Below are 20,580 nucleotides of genomic sequence, written 5' to 3' on the forward strand. Positions count from 1 at the left end.
TGCGCGGAAACGGTGTTGTCCCGGCCACCGGCTCGTCACGTCTCCTGTGACCGACGGTGCGAGGCGGGGCGGCGGGGTTCGGTACGGGGCGGTGCGGCTGGTGCACAGGCGCCCTACTCGTACCAGGGGCACCTGTGTTTTCATGCCGCTCATGGCTCTCAGGAGCCTCGGGAGCCGCCCCCGCACCTCCCCCACCCCGTCGAAGGAGCGTTCATGTTCCGAGCCGCATCGGCCCTCCTCCTCGCCGCCGCGCTGACCTGTACCGCGTCCGTCGCGGCAGCCGAGGCACCGGACGCCGCCGGGGAGCGGCCCGCGTCCAAGGGTTCCTGGCACACCTCGTGGGCCAACCCGCAGCACAGTCTCGCGCCGGCGCCGCTGCGCGATCAGTCCGTCCGGATGATCAGCCACCTGAGCCAGGGCGGGGACGCGCTGCGGATACGGGTGCAGAACACGCTCTCCAAGAGCCCGCTGTCCATCGGCGCGGCCACCGTCGCGGGCAGTGACGGCAAGAGCGCGGCGTTGCGGGGTGCGGCGCGGACGGTCAGGTTCGGGGGGCGCGGGGCGGTCGTGGTGCCGGCCGGGGGCGAGGTGTGGAGCGATCCGGTGCCGCTGCGGACCCGGGCCCAGGACGATGTGGCGGTGTCCCTCTCCGTGTCGGGGCAGGCGGACGCGGGCCGCCACGACTCCGCCTTCCGCACCAACTACCTGTCCGCGCCGGGCTCGGGCGACCTGACCGGGGACACGAGCGGCGCCGCGTACACCCGGACGGTCGAGTCGACCTATCTGGTCAGCGCGGTCGACGTGCGCGACAGCTCCCTCAAGGGCACCCTCGTCGCCTACGGCAGCTCCGTCGTCGACGGCACGGGGAGCACCGACTGCGGTCCCGGCTGCACCGACCTGGGCAACAACCGGCGCTGGACCGACGACCTCGCGCGCCGGATCCGCGCCGAGCTGCCCGAGGGCCGCCAGTTCGCGGTCGCCAACGCGGGCGTCATCGGCACCACCAGCTTCGCCGACTGCCCCGGCACCGGCGAAGCCTTCCGCGGCCTGGACTCCCTGGCCCGCCTGGACCGCGACGTCCTCTCCCTGCACGGCGTCAAGGCCGTGCTCTTCTACTACGGGACCAACGACCTGGCCGCCGGGTGCGACGCGGACCAGATCATCGGCAGCTACCGCGAGACCTTCGCCCGCCTCCACAAGGCCGGGATCAAGGTCTACGTCACGCCGATCACGCCGCGCCCCGGCTACACCGACGCCAACAACCGGGACCGGCAGACGGTCGGCACCTTTGTGAAGAAGTACGGGAACTGCTCCGGCACCTGCGACGGGGTCCTCGACTTCGACCAGGTTTTGAAGGACCCGGTGCGGCCCAACAGCATCGACCCGGCCTACGACACCGGGGACGGGGTCCATGTCAACGTCGCCGGTCAGCAGGCGCTCGCCGACTTCATCTCCCTGCCGACGGTGACGTCCCGGTAGACCCCGCCGTCGCGTCGAGGGCGCTGATCGCGGCCCGGACCCGTAGCGCGTCCGGGCCGCTCGTCACGTCCAGGCCGGTGATCCCGGCGGCGCGGCGCAGCCGGTAGTCGACGGTGTTGGGGTGCACGCACAGCTCCTGGGCGGTGGAGCGCCTGCTGAGTCCGCACCGCAGGTACGCGCGCACCGTGTCGAGGAGTTCGGGGCGGGTGGTCAGGGGCCGTACGAGCCGGGCCAGTTCGTCGCGCGCCGGTCCCGGCCGCATCAGCTGGTACTCGAGGAGCACGTCCGGGAGCCGGTACAGTCCCGGCGGCCGCTCCGAGGCCGCCGCCACCCGGCGTACCTCCTGGGCCAGGGTCACAGCCGCCGGGACGGCGTCGGGTGCGGCGGCCGCCGCGCCCGCCATGATGTCGACGCCCGCGACCCGCCGCATGTGGGTGAGGGCGGCGGTGACCCGCGCCCAGTCCTGCTCGGTCACCTGGTCCGGTGGGGTGCGGCAGGGGACGAGCGCGAGGCCGCCGTCACCGGACAGGGCGGTCAGAACGGTGCCGTCGATGTGCCGGTCGAGTTCGACACGTATCCGGCGCAGTTTGCGTTTGCCCGCGATGGCCGGGCTGACCCCGTCGAGCGCCTCGTCCGGGTGCGGGCCAACGGCGAGGTCCAGGACGAGGTAGCAGGACGGCACGTCGAGGCCCCAGCGGGCGGCGGTGCCCGCCGCGTCCGCGCCCTCGACCAGCGCGCTGAGCAGCGCCTGCCGCGCCGACTGCTCCTCGCCGAGTACGGCTTGGCGCTCGGCGAAGAACCCGGCCACCACGGTGACCGTCATCCGCTCCAGGAACTGCAGCACGAGGACGGTCACGGCCTGCACGTGTTCCAGGTCGTCGGCCCTGGCCTGACCGAGCATCTGTTGCAGACACTCCTGCGCGCCGACGTGGTAGGCGCGCACGACGGCCTCGACGGGCACACCTTCCTCCGCACGTTTCGCGGCCGACTGCCGTAGTGCCAGGAGTTGGTGGTCCGTGGGGAGCTGCCCGGTGCGCAGCATGGCGGCGAAGGAGCCGATGCCCTGCTCGACGACGCGGCGGATCTCTCCTCTGAGCTGCTCGGCGGGCATCGTGTCGTAGACCGGTACATGGTCGACGAGCCGTTCGAGCACGCGTCCCGCGAGGACGGGGAGGGCCTCGCTGAGGCGCTGGTGGAGGACGATCCCGTCGAAGGCGAGCGGCATCGGTGTGCCGTTGCCACGCTCCATGCGCCCGCCCTTCGTTGCACCGGTCCGGGATCGTTCCCCTGTGCGCGGTAGCAAAAGTCGCTGGCCCCGCGCGGGGGCGTCAAGGGCGTGGCGGCTGGTGTGAGGGAGGTCTCGGAGCGGATCCTCCTTTGTGACGGCTCACAAACGGTGCCCTTGATGTCTGGACGACAGCCGGGGTCCGTGGGGCGGCCGGTCCTTCAGTCTGCTGGGACACGCCACCCCACCACGCATTCGGGAGACCCCATGTCAGTGACCATGTCGTCCGCGCGCACGCTCCGCGCGGGGCTGACCTCGGCGGCCGTCTGTGCCGCCACCGTCCTCACCGTCGCGTCGGCCGCCCCGGCGCGGGCCGCGGAGGCGCCCCCGCTGCGTGAGGGGGGTGTGGCGGAGGCGCTGTGGAACTACGTGAGTTCGCCGGACGCCGTGCCGGGCGCCAACGACTGGTCGTGCAGGCCGGGCCCGGAGCACCCCGAGCCGGTCGTCCTGCTGCCGGGCACGTTCTTCAACTTCGGCGCGAACTTCGTGAAGGCGGCGCCCCGGCTGAAGAACGCCGGGTACTGCGTCTACGCGATGAACTACGGCTTCACGTCGGTCTCGTTGAACCGGATCGGCGGTCTCGGGCCGAACCGCGCGTCGGCGGCGCGACTCGACGCGTTCGTGGACAAGGTCCTCGCGTCGACGGGCGCCGGGAAGGTGAACATCGTCGGGCACTCGCTCGGCGGGAGCGTCCCGATGTGGTGGATGAAGAAGATGGACGGGGCGCGCAAGGTCGACAAGTACGTCGGCTGGGCGCCCAGTTCGCACGGTACCGACCTCAACGGCATCGTCGGCCTGGGCGAGAAGCTGAACCTCATGGGGTTCGTCACCCACCTGTCGGACGTGGGGCGGTTCCCGGGCGTCATCGAGCAGACGAACACCTCCGACTACACCCGCCAGATGTGGGCGGACGGCGACACCGTCCCGGCGGGCCCGCGCTACACGGTCGTCATGACGAAGTACGACACGGTCGTCACGCCGTACACGAGCCAGGCGCTCAAGGGAGAGAACGTCGACAACGTGGTGCTGCAGGACGCCTGCCCGACCGACCGCGCCGGGCACATGGGGCTCTTCAACGACGATCCGACGCTCCAGATCACCATGAACGCCCTGGCGGGCGGGCCGAAGGACTTCAAGCCGGACTGCCGGGGCTTCGGGCTGCAACTCCTGTGAGGGAGGCGGCGCCTGGGGCGGCATATGCGGGTGTGAGGGTGGCGGGCGCGGGCACTGGGGCGTCGAACCCCCGGCCGCGCCCCCGCGCTCCGCACCCCGAAGGAGTCCACGCCATGCTGATGGCCCACCCCGCCGTGCTCAACGACCTCGTCCAGCAGTACGAGACGCTGCAGGCCCTCAACGCCGCCGAGGGCAGCGACGCGGTCCGCCGGCGCATGGACGAGGTGGCGAACTCCCTGTGCATCGCGACCGGGACCGCCGACATCGACGCGGCCCTGATCGCCGCCCGCCACCGCCTCCCCGGCGCCCGCCCGGAGGACGACTCCCTCCTGCCGGCCTAGAGCCGACGGAAGGCGGACGGCTCAGGCCCGACCGGCCCATGACACGGTCCTACGGTCGCTCCGCGGGTCGGCGGCCCGCCACCGCGCAGGCCGCCGTCCCTCCCGGCAGGCGGTGCCGGTTGTCCGCGATCAGCCGGTAGACGCCGTGCGCGGCCCAGCTCACCGGGGGCAGCGTCAGCAGCGCGCCGAGGACCGGCCAGGCCCCGCCCGCGCTCATGAGGGCCTTGGCCACCGCCCGGGAGCCGCCGTACACCGTGCCCGCCGGTGTCACCCAGAGCGCCTCGTACCGCGCGCGCTCCTGGGTGGTGCCGAGCGCGTCCAGGTCCGCGAACTGCCAGGGGACGATCTCGCAGCGCGGGCGGACCCACCGCTCGGCGACCTTCACCGACGTGGTGCAGAAACCGCAGTCACCGTCGAAGACGAGAACGGGCTGAATCATCATGCTCCCAGCATGACGCGTCAGGCCCGCCCGCCCCGTGACCCGGTCCACGCCGAGTCGCGCAGGAGGCGAAGACCGTTGAGGCCGACGAGGACGGTCGAGCCCTCGTGCCCGGCGACACCGAGCGGCAGCGGCAGCGTGCCGATCAGGTCCCAGGCGACCAGGACGGTGATGAACACCCCCGCGACGACGAGGTTCTGCACGACCAGGCGGCGCGCCGTGCGGGCGAGGGTGACGACGGCCGGGATCGTGGCCAGTTCGTCGCGGACGACGACGGCGTCGGCGGTCTCCAGAGCGAGGTCGGAGCCGGCCTTGCCCATGGCGATGCCGGTGTGCGCGGCGGCGAGCGCCGGGGCGTCGTTGACCCCGTCGCCGACGACCAGCACCCGGCGACCCCGCGCCTCCCACGCGCGCACCGCCGCGACCTTGTCCTGCGGCAGCAGTCCGGCCCGTACGTCGGTGATGCCGACCTCGGCGGCGAGGTGGCGGGCGGCGCGTTCGTTGTCGCCGGTCAGCAGGGTCGGTGCCCGCCCTGTCAGTGCGGTGAGCGCGGCGACGGTGGCGGCGGCGTCGGGGCGCGGCCGGTCGGCGATGCCCAGGAGCCCTGCGGGTTCTCCGTCCCGGACGACGAGGATCACCGTGCGGCCCGCCTCTTCGAGGTCCTGGACGGTGTCGGTGGCGGCCGGGGCGAGCCGCGCCGGGGCGCCCACCTCGACGGTGTGCCCGTCGACGACGGCGGTGACGCCCTTGCCCGGGACGGAGGTGAAGCCGTCCGCCGCGGCGAGGGTGAGTCCGCGCTCGCGGGCCGCGCGGACGACGGCGCGGGCCAGCGGGTGTTCGCTGGGGTGCTCGGCCGCGGCGGCGAGCGCGAGGAGGCCGTCCTCGCTGAGGCCCGTGCCGGGCAGCGGCCGGACGTCGGTGACGTGCGGGGTGCCCTCGGTGAGGGTGCCGGTCTTGTCGAGGGCGACGGTGTCGACCGCGCCCAGACGCTCCATCACCACGGCGGACTTGGCGAGGACGCCGTGGCGGCCCGCGTTGGCGATGGCGGAGAGCAGCGGCGGCATGGTGGAGAGGACCACCGCGCACGGCGAGGCGACGATCATGAAGGTCATGGCGCGGAGCAGGGACGGCTGGAGTCCGGCGCCGACGGCCAGCGGGATGCCGAAGACGGCGAGGGTGGCGACGACCATGCCGAGCGAGTAGCGCTGCTCGACCTTCTCGATGAAGAGCTGGGTGGGCGCCTTCGTCCCGGAGGCCTCCTCGACCATCTTCACGATGCGGGCGATCACCGAGTCCGCCGGGTCGCGCTCGACGCGGACGCGCAGGGCGCCGGTGCCGTTGACGGTGCCCGCGAACACGTCGTCGCCGGCCCGCTTGGCCACGGGCAGCGGCTCGCCGGTGATGGTGGCCTGGTCGACGTCGCCGGTGCCGTCGAGGACCCGGCCGTCCGCGCCGATCCGCTCGCCGGGCCGTACCAGGATCGTGTCGCCGACGGCCAGGGAGTCGGTGGGCACGCTCTCCTCGCCGCCGTCGGGCAGCAGGCGGGTGGCGGTGGCCGGGGCGAGGTCGAGCAGGCCGCGCACCGAGTCGGCGGTACGGGCGGTCGCGAGCGCCTCCAGGGCGCCGGAGGTGGCGAAGATGACGATGAGGAGGGCGCCGTCGAGGACCTGCCCGATCGCGGCGGCGCCGAGGGCCGCGACGACCATCAGCAGGTCCACGTCGAGGGTCTTGTCCTTGAGCGCCTTCAGCCCTTCCAGGCCGGGCTCCCAGCCGCCGCTGACGTAGACGGCCGCGTACAGCGGGCCCCACGTCCAGGCCGGGGCGCCGAGCAGGTCGAGGGCGAGGGCGAACAGGAACAGGACCAGGGCGGCGAGCGCCCACCGCGCCTCGGGCAGCGCCAGGGCGCGGGTGCGCCTGCGCGGGGCCGTGCGGCGTGGCCCGGCGGCGGCCGGTGCGGGCCGCTGGTCGAGGACTGGAGGCATGGCGGAGCAACCCTTCGCGGGTACGGGTCGGAGGGAGGCCGGGCGGGGGCCGGCCGACGCGCACACCATACAGGAACACCTGAATAGGTCTTCACATGTCGCCGGTATGATGCCTCCATGGGCCACGGAACGGACACCGCAAGCAGCGCCACCACCCGCGAGCGCCTCGACGCCGTCGGCACCGCCGACGTCGCCGCCACCCTCCAGGCCCTCGCCACCCCCTCACGGCTGCGGATCCTCGCCCGTCTTCAGGAAGGGTCCTGCTCGGTCGGCGAGTTGGCGGAGGCCGTCGACATGGAGGCGTCGGCCTGCTCCCACCAACTGCGCCTGCTGCGCAACCTCGGCCTCGTCACCGGCGAGCGGCACGGGCGCTCGATCATCTACGCCCTCTACGACAACCACGTCGCCGAACTGCTCGACCAGGCGCTCTACCACGTGGAGCACCTGCGCATGGGCATCCGCGACACCCCCGGTGCCGCTGCCGGGTAACTTTCCTGCGGACTTGCCTGCGCATCCCCCTGCGAATTTCCCCTGCGGACTTCCCTACGGCAAGCGGTCGAGGGCGTCGCGCAGCGCGTTCTCGACGACCTCGGTCAGCGCCGGGTGGATCCACAGCGGGCCCTCGGCGATGTCGCGGGCGGTGATGCCGAGGGACATCGCGAGGACCAGCGGCTGGACGAGCGTGGCCGCCTGGGGGCCGAGCACGTGTGCGCCGAGGATCAGGCCCGTGTCCCGGTCGACGAGCACCTTGCAGAAACCCTCGGTGTCCTCGAGCGCCCACCCGTAGGCGACGTCCTCGTAGGCGCGGCGGCCCACCACATAGTCGAGGCCGCGCTCGCGCGCCTCCTGCTCAGTGACTCCGACCTGGCCGATCTGCGGGTGCGCGAAGACGGCCGAGGGGACGGCCTCGTAGGACATCTCGCGCGGCCGGTCCGGGTGGAGGAGGTTGTGGGCGACCACCTCCGCCTGGCGGTTGGCGACATGTTTGAGCGGCGGCCCGCCGTCGGTGATGTCGCCGAGCGCCCACACCCCGTCGGCGCTGGTGCGCAGTTGGGTGTCGACCTTGATGAAACCCTTGTCGTCGCAGGCGATACCCGCCGCGTCGACATGGAGCGAATCCGTGTTGGAGCGGCGCCCCACCGCGACGAGCAGGGTGTCCGCGGGGAGCCGGGTGCCGTCGTCGAGGAGGACGGTGAGATCGCCGGGGCTGCCCTCGACGCCGGTGACCTCCCGGCCGAACCGCAGGTCCCAGCGGGGCCGCACATGGTCGGTGTACGCCTGCGAGACCTCTTCGTCCTGCTCGCCGGAGAGCAGCCGTTCGCTCTTCTCCACGACGGTGACCTCGGCCCCCGCCGTGTGGAACACGTGGGCCAGCTCGGCCGCGATGTATCCGCCGCCCACCACGACCAGGCGTCCCGGCACGGACGGCATCCGCATCACGGTGTCGGAGGTCTCGTAGGGCAGCCCGGAGTCCTCGACCGGCGGCGGCACGACCGGCCGGCCGCCGCCCGCCACCAGGAACCGGTCGGCGGTCACACGTGTCTCGCCGGACTCCGTGGTGACGAGGAGCGCGCGCTCGCCGGTGAAACGTGCCCGTCCCCGGTACACCGTCACCCACGGCGTGTCGCGTCTCCCCCGCTCGCCCTCCACGGCCTGCGCGTCGAGCCTGCCGAACACCCGCTCCTGCACCTGCGGCCAGGAGAGCTCCTCCACCGGGGCCTTCACGTTGTGCCGCTCGCTGTCCCGGACCGCGTCCGCGACCTCGGCGGTGACGGACAGCATCTTGCTGGGGATGCAGCCCGCGTTGAGACAGGTGCCGCCGAAAGGGCCCTCGGAGACGATCGCCACGTCCAGATGCGCGAAGCGGTCGTCGACGACGGCGTTCCCGGAGCCCGTACCGATCACGACGAGATCATGATGTGCCATAACGCATCAGTAGCCCGCGCCGGACATTTCATACCCTTCGCCCCGCACGGGGGTTCGCGCCGTTCACGGGGACTCGCGCAGGAACAGCGCGCCGCAGGAGTGACAGAAGGGCTTCGCCTGCTCCGTCCCCCACGCCTCCGGCGGCAGTGTCGCCTCCGCGAGGTCGATCTTGTGGCCGCACATCGCGGCCGTGTCGCCGGCGCGGACCATGTGCCATTCCTTGATGGTGTCGCCGCCCGGTTCGGTCCGCTCGGCGATGATGTGGTGCTCCATGGTCTGTGCTCCTTCGCGTCGTTACGCGTGCTCGTGGTCGTTCTCGTTCTCGTTCCGGTTCTCGTGGTCCTGGTCGTGGTCGTGGTCGTGGTCGTTCAGGGTGATGACGACCTTGATGTCGTCGTCCTGTGCCGTGAAGGCCTCGGCGGCGCGCTCCAGGGGCACCCGCCGGGTGATCATCCGCTCCAGCCAGCCGCGGTCGGCGCGGGCGAGGGCGTCGGCGGCCTGCCGGTAATGGCGCAGGTTGGCGTTGACCGAGCCGACGACCGCGTCGTTCTCCAGGACCAGCTCGCGGTTGAGGGCGCCCGCGTCGACGGAGATCCGGCGGCCCTTCGGGGAGACCCCGGTGAGGCAGACGACGCCGAAGGCGGCGGTGCCCGCGATGGCCTCGAAGACGATGTGGCTCGCACCGGTGGCCTCGATGATGATGTCGGGCCGGACCGATTCGACGGCCCGCTCGATGCCGTCGCTGTGGTACTTCGCGCCGAGGTCGCCGACCAGAGCGGGCTTCGGGCCGCTGTCGACCTGGTCGAGGACGTGCACGTCGAGGCCGCGTTCCGCGCCGAGCAGCGCGGCGAGCAGCCCGATCGGGCCCGCGCCCGTCACCAGGACGCGCCGCGGGTCGAACCAGGCGCGTGCCCCGACCCGCTCCACCTGCTCCCACGCCTTGGCGACCACGGTCGTCGGCTCCATGAGCACCCCTACGCGGTCGAGCCCGGGGTCGAGCTTCACGGCGTAGTCGTGCTCGACCGTCCACACCTGGGACGCGTAGCCGTGCCGCTCCTTGATGCCGCGTTCGGTGTAGTCGCCGTTGCGGCACATGTCGAACTCGCCGTGCGCGCACGCCGGGCACGGTTCGGGGTCGGGCCGCCGCACCACCCCCACCACCAGGTCACCGGCGCTGAACCCGCTCCCCCGCGGGGCGCGGCGCACCCGGCCGAGGGACTCGTGGCCGATGACGAGCCGCTCGCTGCCGGGCGGCGCCCCGCCATAGTCGCCCGCGACGATCTCCTTGTCGGTGCCGCACACGCCGACGGCGAGTCCGTCGACGAGCAGCTCGCCGTCTGCGGGTTCCGGTTCGGGTACGTCACGAACTTCCAGCGAGTCCGGGTCGTTCGGCCGGACGGTCACCGCGCGCATGGGGCTCCTTCTCGTCATGTGTCGTCGCCTCCGGCCGCCGCCACATCGTCGTAGACCAGCAGTCCGTCGGGGCGCAGCCGCACGCCCGGTGTCGGCGGATGCGGCGTCAGGCGTCCGTCGTGCATGAGGTGGTGGGCGGGCACGTCGCGGGCCACGACGGCGAAATCGGCGATCAGCCGCCGGTGACAACGCCACCAGACCGCCTCGCCGCACATCACGGCCGTCCGCGTACGGGCGGCGTCCGCGAGGAGCCGGTCCATGGCGGCCACGAAGGCGGGGTCGCGGGTGTGGGCGGCGTAGCCCCGGAAGGAGGCGTTGCGCCAGATGACGTCCGGGGAGTCGGGCGGCGCCTTGCGGAAACCTCCCAGCGCCTTCTCCCAGCGGTAGCCGATGCCCGCCCCGGGCAGCCACTCGGCGAGGCGGTCGCGGGCGAGGTGCGGGTTGCGGCGGCTGCCGGGACCGATGCGTACGTCGACCACCGAACGCACCTCCGCGGTCCGCAGCAGCGCGACGAGGTCCTCGGGCCCCGCCGTGCCGTGTCCGAACGTCACCAGGTCGTCCGGGGTACCCGTGCTCACCTGCCGTACTCCTCGGCCGCACGGGTGCCCGCCCGGACCGGCCACCGCTCCCCCGGCCCGTACGGGGCCCGCCCGCTCCAGGGCTCGGCGATCGGGTCCCTGCGGGCCATGGCGCACCATCCATCCCAGCGCTCACGGACCGTGCGGGCCCGCGCGGCTGACGCGGTCGTACGAGTGCGGGCCCTCCCGGCGGCTCCGCTGCCCGCCCGGACGCCCGCGCTCCGCGTCCATCGGTGAACGCTCTGCGTCCATCGTTGAACACGAAGGGGACGGGCGCACCCGGCGCGGCGCCGCTCTGCGGTCTCCCGGGGCTGCGCGGCAGTCCCGGGAGACCACGAGGCTGTGGTCCCAACCTCTCCCGCACGGTATCCCGCCGCGCCGGACCGCTGGAACGCCGCGAGGCGTGGGCCTCCCCGCCGCTTCGGGAACCACCGCGAGGTAACGATTCGGGCACGACGGTGCCAGGGGAGAGTGACGTCGCCCCATGCGAGGGATGGCCGGTTCCGCGCGGTGGGACGATGGAGGCGCTTCAGCCCTGGGGGCCCACATGCGTACATCCGAGACCGACCTCGCACGATCCGCGGCGGCGCACGGTTCCGCCGCCGCCCCGTCGCCGCACACCCACCCGCGGGTGTGAGGCGCGGTGGGCACCGACGCGGGCGGGCGGTGCGGCCGGAGCCCCCGCATGGCGGTACGGCGCACGCCCGACACACCCGGCTTCTTCATGGAGTTCGCGCTGACGGGTGAGCTGGACACCGGCAGCATCCCCGTCCTCTGCGACGCGACCTCCACGGTGCTGGCCGAGGGCAGCCGCCATCTCTTCATGGACCTGTCCGCCGTCACCCGGTGCGACAACGCCACGTTCTACACGCTGCTGGGCCTGCGCAACGCCCTCCACCAGGCGGGCGGCAGCCTCACCCTCGCCAACCCCAGCCGGTGCGTCGCGGACGCCCTGTCCTACAGCGCCGTACGCGACCAGCTCCCCCTGCGCGACGTCCCCGCGTCCTCCCCGCCGTACCGCTACCCGGTCGGCGGGCCGAGTTCCCGATAGGAGAAGCGGAATCGGGAACGCCGGGGCGGCTCGCCCCGTTGGGCTTCAGGACCGCCGCTCGTCACCGCTCCACCACGCCACGGACCGAGGAGAGCCTTGCCCGAGACCTCGCATGCCGCACCCACCGTCACCGTCCCCCCTCTTCCGCCGCTCGCCACCCAGGCGGAGCGCCTCATCGAGCTCGGGGTGCACGACCTCGCGGGGTTGTCCGCCGACGAACTGCGGGCCTTCGCCGAGAGCGCGGGGCCGGGGGACGGCGGTGACGTGCTGCTCGCCGTCCACCCGGGCCGGGTGCCCGCGTCCGCCCTCGCGCCGCTGCTCCGCCGCGACGGCAGGCCGGGGTTCGTCGTCGTGGACATGGCCGACGTCGACGCGTTCGCCCCGAGCGGCGTCGAGGTGCCCGACGCGCCGCTCTACCTCGTCACCGGCGTCGACCGGGGCGACCGCCTGGCCGACTGGAGCCCCGACGAGGCGCTGCCCGCCCTGACCGGGGAGAACCGCACGCCGCTGCTCCTCACCGAAGGCATCCACTGGGTGCTCCAGCAGCCCGCCGCCCTCGAACGGAACCGCTGCTTCATGACCATCGGCTCCCGGCTGCGCAAGGCCGACGGCACCTTCGACGCCCGCACCCCGGCGATCTGGATCAGCAACGGCACGGGGCGGGACGGCCGGGAGCGGCGCGGCGCACCGAAGGTCGGCTGGTGCTGGTGGGGCAACCGGCACACCTGGCTGGGGTTCGGCTCGGCCACGGGGCGCGGATCGGGCCGGTAGCAGGTCCTACGCGTCCCCCACCTTGATCAGGATCTTGCCGTGGACGTGTCCCTCCTGGCTGAGCGCGAAGGCGTCCGCGACGCGCTCCAGGGGGAACGTCTCGGCCACGGGGACCCGGAGTTTGCCCTGATCGGCGAGGTCGGCCAGCGCGCGCAGACCCTGCGCGTCGGGGCGGGCCCACATCCACTGGCCGCCCGCCCCGATCACGTCCGGGTCGGCGATCGAGGCGTGCCGGCCGCCCTCGCGCAGGACCGCGCGCGTGGTGTCCAGGACGCCGCCGACATAGTCGACGACCACGTCGACCCCGTCCGGCGCGAGCTCCTTGATCCGGTCGGCCTCGCCGTCCCCGTAAGCGACCGGCTCGGCGCCCAGTTCGCGCAGCCGGTCGTGGTTGCTCTCCGACGCCGTGGCGATGACCCGGGCGCCGAGCGCCTTCGCGATCTGCACACCGAACGTGCCGACGCCGCCCGCCGCGTTGTGGATCAGCACCGTGTCCCCGCTGCCCGTGCCGAGCCGGGTCAGCGACTGGTACGCGGTCAGCCCGGCCAGCGGCACCCCGGCCGCCTCGCCCCAGCTCAGCGAGCGCGGCTTGGCGACCACGGCCCGCGCGGGGACCGTCACGAACTCGGCGAAGGTCCCGCCGTGCACATAGTCCTTGCGGGCGTACGCGTACACCTCGTCGCCCGCCGTGAACTCCGGGGTGTCGATGCCCACGCGCTCCACGACACCGGACACGTCCCAGCCCGGGATCACCGGAAAATACGTGTCCATCATCGCGTCGAGGCCGCCGGACATCACCTTCCAGTCGACCGGGTTCACGGCCGCGTACCGCACCCGTACGAGGACCTCGCCGGGGCCCACCTTCGGCACCGGCTGTTCGGTCAGGGACAGGACGCCGTTGTCCCCGTACTTGTCGTAGGTGATGGCCTTCATCGTGGCCTGCTCGCTCTGGTCGTTGCTGCCCATGTCTCACTCCGGACGAACGGTATGCGGACGTCATGTACGGACGTCATGGATGGACGTCATGTACGGACGTCATGGGTGGACGTTATGTGTGGAAACACTCCCGGTACCCATGTTTGCCGCAGGCAGTCGGCGGGGCCACCGCTGCCGGTGGCGCAGGCGGCGTAACCCGTTAGGAGGCACGGCGCGCACACACCGTGGCACCCGCATGTGCCAAGGGCACCTTCTACAGGCCCGCCCCGTGTTTCTCGGGGTGTCCCCGCACCGGAGGTCTTCCCGTGGTCGTCGTCATCGTCGTCGCCGTGCTCGCGCTGCTCGCGGGTCTCGCCGCCAACCGCTGGCTTCGGCCCCGGCTGATCAAGGCCGACGACGACGAGGGCATGGCCGTCAAGGACCTCGTCGGGCCCATGCTGACACTGACCGTGCTGCTGCTCGCGTTCGTCCTCGTCACGGCGTCCGGATCGTACGGAAAGGCCGAGGTCGCCTCGCGCGGTGAGGCCCGCGCCGTGGACCAGCTCGTCGAGAGCGCCGAGTACGCGCCCGCGGAGCAGCGGGCCAGGGTGCAGGCCGACGCCGTCTGCTACGCGCGGGCCGTACGCCATCAGGAATGGCCCGCGATGTCCGACGGGCACGGTTCGGCCGCGCCGAGCGTCTGGTCGACGGACCTGCGGCGCACGTTCGGCAAGGTGGAGGGCAAGCCGGTGTTCGGCATGCTGACCGCCGCCGACAACAAGCGCTCCGAGGAGCGCGACGAACGGCTCACCCAGGCGACGCCCAGCATTCCGAGCGCCATCTTCTGGTTCCTCCTCGCCACGCTGCTCGTCACGGTCATGGCGCTCGGCATCTGCCTGCCCCGCAAGAACAACCGCGGCCAGCTGATCACCCTGGCCGTGATCACAGCGCTCCTCACCACGGCCCTGTGCATCATCCGGGACGTGGACCGGCCCTTCGGCGGCATCACCTCGGTGGACCCGACCGCGATCAGCGAGACGGAACGGCAGGCCGAACGCGACTACCTCGCGCACAGCCCCGCGGCCGAGATCCCCTGCGACGCCGAGGGAGACCGCCGCACGACCAGTGCGTGAGCCCTGATCAGAGGCCGCGCCCTTGCCGCGGCGCGGTGGTAGGCACGGCGCGGGTCGGGCCGGGGGCCGTTTCGGCGCCCCGGCCCGGGTTCTTCGGACCGTGTCAGCCGGCCGCGCCCGCGGTGGCCGTCGTCCGCCACGCCCCGCTGTCGTCCTGGGCCGCCAGACCGTGGGTGGCCAGGGTCTGGAGGTGGCGGGTGACGGTGCGCGGGGTGAAGCCGACCGCCTCGCTCACCTCTTCCACCGTCCAGGCGCGTTCGGGCGCCGCCTCCCGCAGCCACGTCCAGGTGGTGTGGGTGGTCCGGTTCAGCTTGGCGACCACCTCGGCGTCGCCCCGGCCCCGCTCACCGTCGTGCTGTGCCTCGGTGGCGGGGGCCGGGACGGTCGGAGCCTGTCTGCGCTCGCTGTCCTGGGCGGGGGTCAGGTCCGCCCGGGACCGGGCCGCCGTGCGGGCCGGACCCACCGGTCGGGGCGTCCGGTTGACCGTCCGGTGCCTGCGGCCCTTCTTCTTGCTCTTCTTGCTGCCCCTCTTGACCTGCTTGCTCGTACGCGTCAATGCGTCGCCCTTCTCTTCGTCTCTCTCTTCATCGAACAGGTGTCAGACACACAGACCAACGACACAGGGGTGCGAGGGGCACGCCGCGACCCGGGGGACGCCGCACCGGAACCGCCTTTACGTACGGGGTTCCGCGTGATCAGCTGTGCGCTGCACGAAGAACACGGCCTCTGGGGAGGGGCCGAGGGGTGGGAAGGACATCACGTGTCACAGCCTGTCGAAGTCGGGGAAACGGTCCAGGCGTGCCCGCAGTGCGGGACCATCGTCCGGTGCGACGCACGTTTCACCACATGGTGTGCGGAGTGCGACTGGAACGTGGACCCGGTCGCCCCCGAGCCCGAGACGGGGCGCCTCGCCCGGGTGCGCCGCGAACTGGCCGGGCGGCACGGGAAGCGGCTGCACGCGGAGCTGACCGGTACGGGGGAACAGGTGCCCGTGGCGCGGCGGGGCGGGGCGAGCGTCGTGGCCTTCGCCGTCGCCCTGCTCGTGCACGCCGTGACCGTCGTGGTCGCCGGGTGCGGCGGCTGGCTCCTCGTCACCGGCTGGGGGCATACGGGGCGGCTGCTCGGCGCCGTCGCCCTGCTCGCCGTCGCGTGGACGCTGCGGCCGCGGTTCGGGCGTCTGCCCGAGGACGTCCCCGTCCTGCGACGGGCCACGGCGCCCGCTCTCTTCGCCCTGGTCGACGAGGTGGCGGAGGTCGTGGGAAGCCGCGGCGTCGATGTCGTCGTCCTCACCACGGATCTGAACGCCTGCGTCAGCTCCTACGGCCTGCGCGGAAAGCGCGTACTCACCCTCGGCATCCCGCTGTGGGAGGTGCTCGGGCCGCAGGAGCGGGTCGCTCTCCTCGGGCATGAGCTGGGGCACTTCAGCAACGGCGACGTACGCCACGGAGTGGTGATCGGCCAGGCCCTGCGGTCCCTGCTCACCTGGCACTACTACGTGCGGCCCACCCCGCACCCCACACCGCTCGAAGCCTGTGTGAACCTGCTGACGCTGGCGCCGCGGCTCGTCGTCACGGGTCTTCTGTACCTTCTCGACCGGGCCACACTGCGCGCCGCCCAGCGGGCCGAGTACCTGGCCGACGCCAAGGCGGCGGACGCCGCCGCCACCGACGCCGCCGTCCGCCTCATGGACGCCCTCCTCGTGCTGGCCTCCGCCGACACCATGCTGCGCCGGGAGGTGAACGCGCGGCAGGTCAAGAGCCGCTCCACGGACGCGGCGGGGCTGTGGGACCGGCTCGCCGACCACATCCGGTCGGTCCCCGGCCACGAGTACGAGCGTCTGCGGCGCGCCGGCGCCCGCCGTGGCCACTGCGCCGACTCCACGCATCCGCCGACCCACCTGCGGCGCGACATGCTCGCGGCGTCCGCGCCGCGCGACGCGGCGGTCCGCCTCTCCCCCGCCCGCGCGACGGACGTGGCCGCCGAACTCGCCCCGGGCCGCGCCCGGTTGGCCGAAGAACTCCTGCGCGACGGCATGCCGGACTGAGCGCCGGGGCACTCGTAGGCGGACGGCTTCGCAGGGAAGCCGAAGGGAGGCGGGTGCTGTGGAGATCTCCGGAATCATCACCGCGATCTTGATCGGCATCGTGATCGGGCTGCTGGGACGCCTGGCACTGCCCGGCCGTCAGCGGATCGGCATCCTGTGGACGATCGCGGTCGGCATCATCGCCGCGCTCGTCGGCACGGCCGTCGCCGGCGCCTTCGGCGTCGCGGACACCGCCGGCATCGACTGGATCGAGATCGCCATCCAGGTCGGCCTCGCCGCGGTCGGCGTGGCGGGTGTGGAGCAGCTCAAGGGCCGCCGCTGAGCCCGAGGCTCAGGCCCGTTCCAGAGTCACCAGCGGAAAGCCCCGGATCGTCTCGCCCCGGTCCACCACCTGTGTGGTGAGCCGGGGTTCGGTCATGGCGGACCGGAAGTGGGCGAGGACGTCGTCCCATCGCGGGTCGTCGCGGCCGACCGGGCGTGGCGTGCCGTCGCGGCCGATCAGGCAGGGCACCAGACCGCAGCGGCCGATGGCGCCGCCGTCGTCGTCGATCTCGACGAGCGCTACGGCGGTGATGCGGGAGGACGGGTGGAAGGGGTGGGCCGGGTCGTCGCCCGGCCGCGGGTAGAAGCCGTAGGTGCCGAACGCCGCCTCCAGGCCGGCCGGTGACACGTCGTCCAACTGCGCACCGTGCGAGCGGAGTTCGTCGGCGAAGCGCGGCATGTCGAAGACGAGGTGGCCGAGGCCGTAGAGGACGGGCGTGTCCCCGAGGAACTCGGCGCCGCGCCACAGGTGGTGATGGTGGCCGAGGACGAGGTCGGCGCCCGCGCCCGCCAGCAGCTCGGCGCAGAACCGCTCGTGCTCGGTGATCACCCACGGCCGGGTGTGGTCGCCCCAGTGCACGCTGACCACGACGAGTCCGGCCCGGTCCCGCACCGCCGTGACGGCCTTCTCGACCGCGGCCCAGTCCTGTTCGTCCAGGACGGACACCACCTTGGCGGGTACACCCGGGCAGATGTGGCCGGGCAGCGGCGCCGTGTAGCAGTCCTGGGCGCGCAGCGGCGCGACGCCCGGGGTGGCGGGGCCCGCCTGCGCGCCGACCGGGAGGACGGACGCGCAGGCCACCACCGCGATCCCGGTGCGGCCGACCGGGAGCACCGCGGGGCGCAGCGCCTCCGCGATGTTCCTTCCGGCCCCGACCGTGGTGACCCCCTGTGCCGCAAGGGCCGCCACCGTGTCCGTGAGCCCTCCGTGGCCGGCGTCCATGGCGTGGTTGTTGGCCAGGGACAGCACGTCGAAGGCGGCCAGCGGCGCGGCGTTGGCGGTCGCGACCACGGTCGAGGCGGTCATGCCGGGCGCCACGGGGTGGGTGTCGGTCAGGACGCCCTCGAAGTTGCCGAGGACCAGGTCGGCGGCGTCGAGGACGGGCCGCACCGCGTCGAGCGCCCGCTCCGGGTGCGCCCGCTCGACCAGGACGTCCCCGACCGCCGCGATGATCCGGGTGCTCATGTGCGGACGAGTGCGTCGTCGATGGCGCTCCACAGCGTGTGCCGGGCGGCGAGGGCGCGGCGTACGGTGACCGCGCACTCGGCCCATTTGTCCTGGTCGTCGGCGCAGAGGTCGATGAGCATCTGCATCGCCATCGGGGTGTGCTGCTCTCCGTCGAGGTCGATGTGGCGTACCAGGTAGTCCTTGAAGGTGGCGAGTCGGGGCTGGGCGTCCTCGATGCGCAGGACGCGTTCGAACATCTCCGGGATGAGGTCCTCGCGGCCGAAGGCGAAGGCCGCCGCCCGGGCGTGGACCGGCGCGGACTCGATGATGTCCCAGGTCTTGGCGACGAAGTCGGCGGCGGCCTGCGGCGCTTCGGCGCGCTTGAGCGCCTCGGGGACCGGGGTCCCGTTCCTGAGGCGGTCGATGAAGGAGTGGACGGGCGCGGTGTCGGCGCCCGCCTCGGCCATGCCCCGCAGGTACAGCTCGAAGTGGCTGAGGTAGCCGTCGCCGAGTTCGTCGCTCTCCTCGGTGCGGACGATGTCGTTGATGAGGCGGCGGCTGGTGGTTGGGCCTTGCGGTACCCAGGGCACGTCGACGCAGGTCAGGGCGTGTTGCAGGCTTTTGAGGAGGGACATGAAGTCCCAGACCGCGAAGACGTGGTGCTGGAGGAAGACGCGGATGCGGTCGAGCCGGTCGAGGCGGCCGTACATCCGGTGGTGCACGATCAGCCGGCGGTCTGCGTCGATGGCCCGGTGCAGGCCGGTGAGGCCGGGGTGGGTGCGGTTCCAGTGGTAGCGGTCGGACATCATGCCGGGCTCCGGTCGGGAGAGTGGTGAGGGTGGGGAAGGGTCCCGCCGCCGTTCGGGCGGCCGGGGCCGGTGAGCGCGTCGAGGCGGGAGCGGATCTCGGCGAAGGCCGGTCGCCAGCAGCCCGGGGTGTCGGTCCGTAGCCCCATGCGGGCGAGCTGGACGCGGGGCGGCTCGGTGCCGCCCGCGCGCAGGAACGCCGTGAAGTCGGCGCCGAACGACGCCGGGGCGGTCCGCCGCCGGGCGTGCAGGCCGACCGCCGCGAGCCACGCGAACGTGTAGGCGTAGTTGTAGAAGCGGCCCTGGAACAGGTGCGGGATCCGCATCCAGCCGAGGCGGTGCAGGGCGCCGGGGGCGAGGGCGGTGCCGTAGGTGGCGTGGTGCGCCGTCTCCCAGAGGTCGCCGAGCGCGGCGGCGTCGAGGATGCCGCCCCGGCCGCGCAGGTCGTACGTCGCCTGCTCGAAGGAGGTGACGAGCGCCTGGCGGAAGACGGTGGTGACGCAGCGGTCGAGCCACAGTTCGGCCGCCGCCGCCGCGCGGCGCGGGTCCGCGTCGGCCATCAGCCGGTCGAGAACGGCCAGTTCCGCGAAGCAGGCCGGTACCTCGCTGAGCGCGGTCGGCGCGTCGTAGACGAGCGCGGGCTGTTCCCGCGCGGCGAGGACGAAGGCCACGGCGTGGCCGAGTTCGTGGGCGAGGTCGAGCACGTCGGCGGGGCGTCCCTCATAGCTGACGAGGACGAAACAGGTCCGCTGGGACGGCACCGGCAGGGAGAAGGCGCGGGACACGCGGCCGGGGCGGGCGACGGTGTCGATCCGGCCCTGCGCCACGAGCTGCCGGGCGACCCGGGCCATCTCCGGGGAGACGTCCGCGAAGGCCGCGCAGACGGTCTCGACGGCCTCCGGCAGTTCCAGGGCGCCGCCGGCGTCCTTCGTCAGCGGCGCCCGCTCGTCCCAGGGCGCGAGCGCCGGTGCGCCGAGACGGTGGGCTTTGTGCCGGAACCACCGTTGCGCGAGCGGGCGTTGCCGTTCGGTCTCCGCCAGCAGGTGGTCGACCGCGGCCGGGGCCAGCTGGTTGTCGAGGTCGCTCAGGGCGCGGGGGTGGGCCGTTCCGCGCAGCCGGTCCGTGGCGAGCCGGTCGGCGACCAGGGTGTCGTAGGCGAGGGCGAGGGTCGCGGCGTGCGGTTCCAGGCCGTCGGCGAGGGTGTCGTACGCGGTGCGGCGCGTCGCCGGGTCGGGGTGGGCGATGCCGTACAGGGCGTCGTCGTACGGGGCGAGCAGCCGGTCGTGCAGGAACCCCCACGCCTGGGCGAGCGGTTCGCGGGCGGCGAGGAGCGCCTCGTCCCGCTCAGGGAGCCGTACGGCGGACGCTTCCCGCGCCGTGCGCAGCAAGTGGCGGTAGGTGGCGAGGCCGGGTGCGCCGAGCAGCCGTTCGGCGCGGGCCTCGGGCAGCGCCTGCCATTCGGTGTCGAAGAAGCGCAGGGCCTGCTCGACGGTGTCCGCCGCCGTGTCCGCTTCGAGGGCGAGCCGGGCGCCCGTCTCGCCGTACACGTCCAGGGCCTGGTGCAGCGTCGCGCAGGCGATGAGGTGCAGGAGGCCCGCGCGTGCCTCGCCGAGGTCGCGCAGGAGCCGTGCCAGCTCGCGCGGGGTGAGGGAGGCGACACGGCCGCGCCAGCGTTCGGCGCAGCCACGCGCGCGTGCCGCGACGGCCGCGCCGTCGGGCGGCGGCGCCAGGGACGTCAGGTCCCATCGCACGGCC

The 20,580-nt window shown here is 73.2% G+C and carries 21 protein-coding genes; 9 read left to right on the forward strand and 12 right to left on the reverse strand.

The annotated features are described in order from the left end of the window. The first annotated feature begins 213 nt into the window (after positions 1–213). Entirely contained in the window at positions 214–1,479 is a 1,266-nt protein-coding gene (locus C1N81_RS09070; protein WP_394428213.1) for a GDSL-type esterase/lipase family protein, read from the forward strand. Here the strand turns inward: C1N81_RS09070 and C1N81_RS09075 are convergent. Continuing rightward, positions 1,448–2,728, reverse strand: coding sequence for a helix-turn-helix domain-containing protein (locus tag C1N81_RS09075; RefSeq protein WP_394428214.1), 1,281 nt, complete (start codon positions 2,726–2,728; stop codon positions 1,448–1,450). The two genes, C1N81_RS09070 and C1N81_RS09075, sit on opposite strands and share 32 nt — an antisense overlap. A gap of 243 nt (positions 2,729–2,971) precedes the next feature. Here C1N81_RS09075 and C1N81_RS09080 point away from each other — a divergent pair, with 243 nt between their 5' ends. Both C1N81_RS09080 and C1N81_RS09085 read left to right on the forward strand, forming a co-directional pair. Continuing rightward, positions 2,972–3,937: an esterase/lipase family protein gene (locus C1N81_RS09080; protein WP_394428216.1), complete on the forward strand. Its 966-nt coding sequence runs from the start codon at positions 2,972–2,974 to the stop codon at positions 3,935–3,937. A gap of 113 nt (positions 3,938–4,050) precedes the next feature. After that, positions 4,051–4,278: a DUF5133 domain-containing protein gene (locus C1N81_RS09085; protein WP_394428217.1), complete on the forward strand. Its 228-nt coding sequence runs from the start codon at positions 4,051–4,053 to the stop codon at positions 4,276–4,278. Between the two features lie 49 nt (positions 4,279–4,327). Here C1N81_RS09085 and C1N81_RS09090 read toward each other — a convergent pair whose 3' ends face one another. Further along, positions 4,328–4,720 carry a thiol-disulfide oxidoreductase DCC family protein gene (locus C1N81_RS09090; RefSeq protein WP_394428218.1) on the reverse strand — a complete coding sequence of 131 codons (393 nt, stop codon included), beginning with the start codon at positions 4,718–4,720 and terminating at the stop codon, positions 4,328–4,330. A gap of 17 nt (positions 4,721–4,737) precedes the next feature. Then, on the reverse strand, positions 4,738–6,699 hold the full coding sequence (locus tag C1N81_RS09095) for a heavy metal translocating P-type ATPase (RefSeq protein WP_394428219.1): 1,962 nt from the start codon (positions 6,697–6,699) through the stop codon (positions 4,738–4,740). Positions 6,700–6,816: 117 nt separating this feature from the next. Here C1N81_RS09095 and C1N81_RS09100 point away from each other — a divergent pair, with 117 nt between their 5' ends. Next, entirely contained in the window at positions 6,817–7,188 is a 372-nt protein-coding gene (locus tag C1N81_RS09100) for an ArsR/SmtB family transcription factor (RefSeq protein WP_394428221.1), read from the forward strand. Positions 7,189–7,242: 54 nt separating this feature from the next. On the opposite strand, the gene C1N81_RS09105 is transcribed toward C1N81_RS09100, so the two are convergent. The 4 genes from C1N81_RS09105 to C1N81_RS09120 all read right to left on the reverse strand — a co-directional run bounded on the left by C1N81_RS09105 (position 7,243) and on the right by C1N81_RS09120 (position 10,616). Then, the gene (locus C1N81_RS09105) at positions 7,243–8,625 is read right to left on the reverse strand and encodes a mycothione reductase (protein WP_394428223.1); all 1,383 of its coding nucleotides are present in this window, start codon (positions 8,623–8,625) and stop codon (positions 7,243–7,245) included. 63 nt (positions 8,626–8,688) lie between these two features. Beyond that, on the reverse strand, positions 8,689–8,898 hold the full coding sequence (locus tag C1N81_RS09110; RefSeq protein ID WP_394428225.1) for a hypothetical protein: 210 nt from the start codon (positions 8,896–8,898) through the stop codon (positions 8,689–8,691). Positions 8,899–8,919: 21 nt separating this feature from the next. Further along, entirely contained in the window at positions 8,920–10,038 is a 1,119-nt protein-coding gene (locus C1N81_RS09115; RefSeq protein ID WP_394428227.1) for a glucose 1-dehydrogenase, read from the reverse strand. Between the two features lie 14 nt (positions 10,039–10,052). Then, entirely contained in the window at positions 10,053–10,616 is a 564-nt protein-coding gene (locus C1N81_RS09120) for a DUF488 domain-containing protein (protein ID WP_394428229.1), read from the reverse strand. A gap of 685 nt (positions 10,617–11,301) precedes the next feature. Here C1N81_RS09120 and C1N81_RS09125 point away from each other — a divergent pair. Both C1N81_RS09125 and C1N81_RS09130 read left to right on the forward strand, forming a co-directional pair. Next, positions 11,302–11,667, forward strand: coding sequence for an STAS domain-containing protein (locus tag C1N81_RS09125; RefSeq protein WP_394428230.1), 366 nt, complete (start codon positions 11,302–11,304; stop codon positions 11,665–11,667). Between the two features lie 96 nt (positions 11,668–11,763). Further along, positions 11,764–12,438, forward strand: coding sequence for a DUF5701 family protein (locus tag C1N81_RS09130; RefSeq protein ID WP_394428231.1), 675 nt, complete (start codon positions 11,764–11,766; stop codon positions 12,436–12,438). A gap of 6 nt (positions 12,439–12,444) precedes the next feature. On the opposite strand, the gene C1N81_RS09135 is transcribed toward C1N81_RS09130, so the two are convergent. Next, positions 12,445–13,371, reverse strand: a complete 927-nt coding sequence (locus tag C1N81_RS09135) for an NADP-dependent oxidoreductase (protein ID WP_394437824.1) — start codon at positions 13,369–13,371, stop codon at positions 12,445–12,447. A 308-nt stretch (positions 13,372–13,679) separates the two neighbouring features. On the opposite strand from C1N81_RS09135, the gene C1N81_RS09140 reads away from it, so the two are divergent. Further along, complete coding sequence (locus tag C1N81_RS09140) at positions 13,680–14,486, forward strand: bestrophin-like domain (RefSeq protein ID WP_394428233.1); 807 nt, start codon at positions 13,680–13,682, stop codon at positions 14,484–14,486. A 103-nt stretch (positions 14,487–14,589) separates the two neighbouring features. Here the strand turns inward: C1N81_RS09140 and C1N81_RS09145 are convergent, their stop codons facing one another. After that, on the reverse strand, positions 14,590–15,042 hold the full coding sequence (locus tag C1N81_RS09145) for a helix-turn-helix domain-containing protein (RefSeq protein WP_394428235.1): 453 nt from the start codon (positions 15,040–15,042) through the stop codon (positions 14,590–14,592). Positions 15,043–15,246: 204 nt separating this feature from the next. On the opposite strand from C1N81_RS09145, the gene C1N81_RS09150 reads away from it, so the two are divergent. Then, positions 15,247–16,530, forward strand: a complete 1,284-nt coding sequence (locus C1N81_RS09150; RefSeq protein WP_394428237.1) for a M48 family metallopeptidase — start codon at positions 15,247–15,249, stop codon at positions 16,528–16,530. 58 nt (positions 16,531–16,588) lie between these two features. Then, entirely contained in the window at positions 16,589–16,852 is a 264-nt protein-coding gene (locus C1N81_RS09155) for a GlsB/YeaQ/YmgE family stress response membrane protein (protein WP_394428239.1), read from the forward strand. A gap of 9 nt (positions 16,853–16,861) precedes the next feature. Here C1N81_RS09155 and C1N81_RS09160 read toward each other — a convergent pair whose 3' ends face one another. From C1N81_RS09160 to C1N81_RS09170, 3 genes are read right to left on the reverse strand one after another with little or no spacing between them, the layout of a single operon-like run. After that, positions 16,862–18,037, reverse strand: coding sequence for a CapA family protein (locus C1N81_RS09160; protein ID WP_394428241.1), 1,176 nt, complete (start codon positions 18,035–18,037; stop codon positions 16,862–16,864). Next, entirely contained in the window at positions 18,034–18,828 is a 795-nt protein-coding gene (locus C1N81_RS09165; protein ID WP_394428243.1) for a DUF3050 domain-containing protein, read from the reverse strand. The genes C1N81_RS09160 and C1N81_RS09165 overlap by 4 nt, the downstream gene beginning before the upstream one ends. After that, positions 18,825–20,576 (reverse strand): M3 family oligoendopeptidase, encoded by a 1,752-nt coding sequence (locus tag C1N81_RS09170; RefSeq protein ID WP_394428245.1) that lies wholly within the window; start codon positions 20,574–20,576, stop codon positions 18,825–18,827. Before C1N81_RS09170 ends, C1N81_RS09165 begins: the two co-directional genes overlap by 4 nt. Between the last annotated feature and the right edge of the window lie 4 nt (positions 20,577–20,580).

The organism is Streptomyces sp. SGAir0957, from assembly GCF_043523415.1.

Coding starts and splice junctions, on each gene's coding strand:
- C1N81_RS09165 (WP_394428243.1), bottom strand. CDS start 18,828: ATGATGTCCGACCGCTACCACTGGAACCGCACCCACCCCGGCCTCACC.
- C1N81_RS09135 (WP_394437824.1), bottom strand. CDS start 13,371: ATGAAGGCCATCACCTACGACAAGTACGGGGACAACGGCGTCCTGTCC.
- C1N81_RS09100 (WP_394428221.1), top strand. CDS start 6,817: ATGGGCCACGGAACGGACACCGCAAGCAGCGCCACCACCCGCGAGCGC.
- C1N81_RS09160 (WP_394428241.1), bottom strand. CDS start 18,037: ATGAGCACCCGGATCATCGCGGCGGTCGGGGACGTCCTGGTCGAGCGG.
- C1N81_RS09125 (WP_394428230.1), top strand. CDS start 11,302: ATGGCGGTACGGCGCACGCCCGACACACCCGGCTTCTTCATGGAGTTC.
- C1N81_RS09115 (WP_394428227.1), bottom strand. CDS start 10,038: ATGCGCGCGGTGACCGTCCGGCCGAACGACCCGGACTCGCTGGAAGTT.
- C1N81_RS09070 (WP_394428213.1), top strand. CDS start 214: ATGTTCCGAGCCGCATCGGCCCTCCTCCTCGCCGCCGCGCTGACCTGT.
- C1N81_RS09095 (WP_394428219.1), bottom strand. CDS start 6,699: ATGCCTCCAGTCCTCGACCAGCGGCCCGCACCGGCCGCCGCCGGGCCA.
- C1N81_RS09085 (WP_394428217.1), top strand. CDS start 4,051: ATGCTGATGGCCCACCCCGCCGTGCTCAACGACCTCGTCCAGCAGTAC.
- C1N81_RS09105 (WP_394428223.1), bottom strand. CDS start 8,625: ATGGCACATCATGATCTCGTCGTGATCGGTACGGGCTCCGGGAACGCC.
- C1N81_RS09090 (WP_394428218.1), bottom strand. CDS start 4,720: ATGATGATTCAGCCCGTTCTCGTCTTCGACGGTGACTGCGGTTTCTGC.
- C1N81_RS09080 (WP_394428216.1), top strand. CDS start 2,972: ATGTCAGTGACCATGTCGTCCGCGCGCACGCTCCGCGCGGGGCTGACC.
- C1N81_RS09110 (WP_394428225.1), bottom strand. CDS start 8,898: ATGGAGCACCACATCATCGCCGAGCGGACCGAACCGGGCGGCGACACC.
- C1N81_RS09075 (WP_394428214.1), bottom strand. CDS start 2,728: ATGGAGCGTGGCAACGGCACACCGATGCCGCTCGCCTTCGACGGGATC.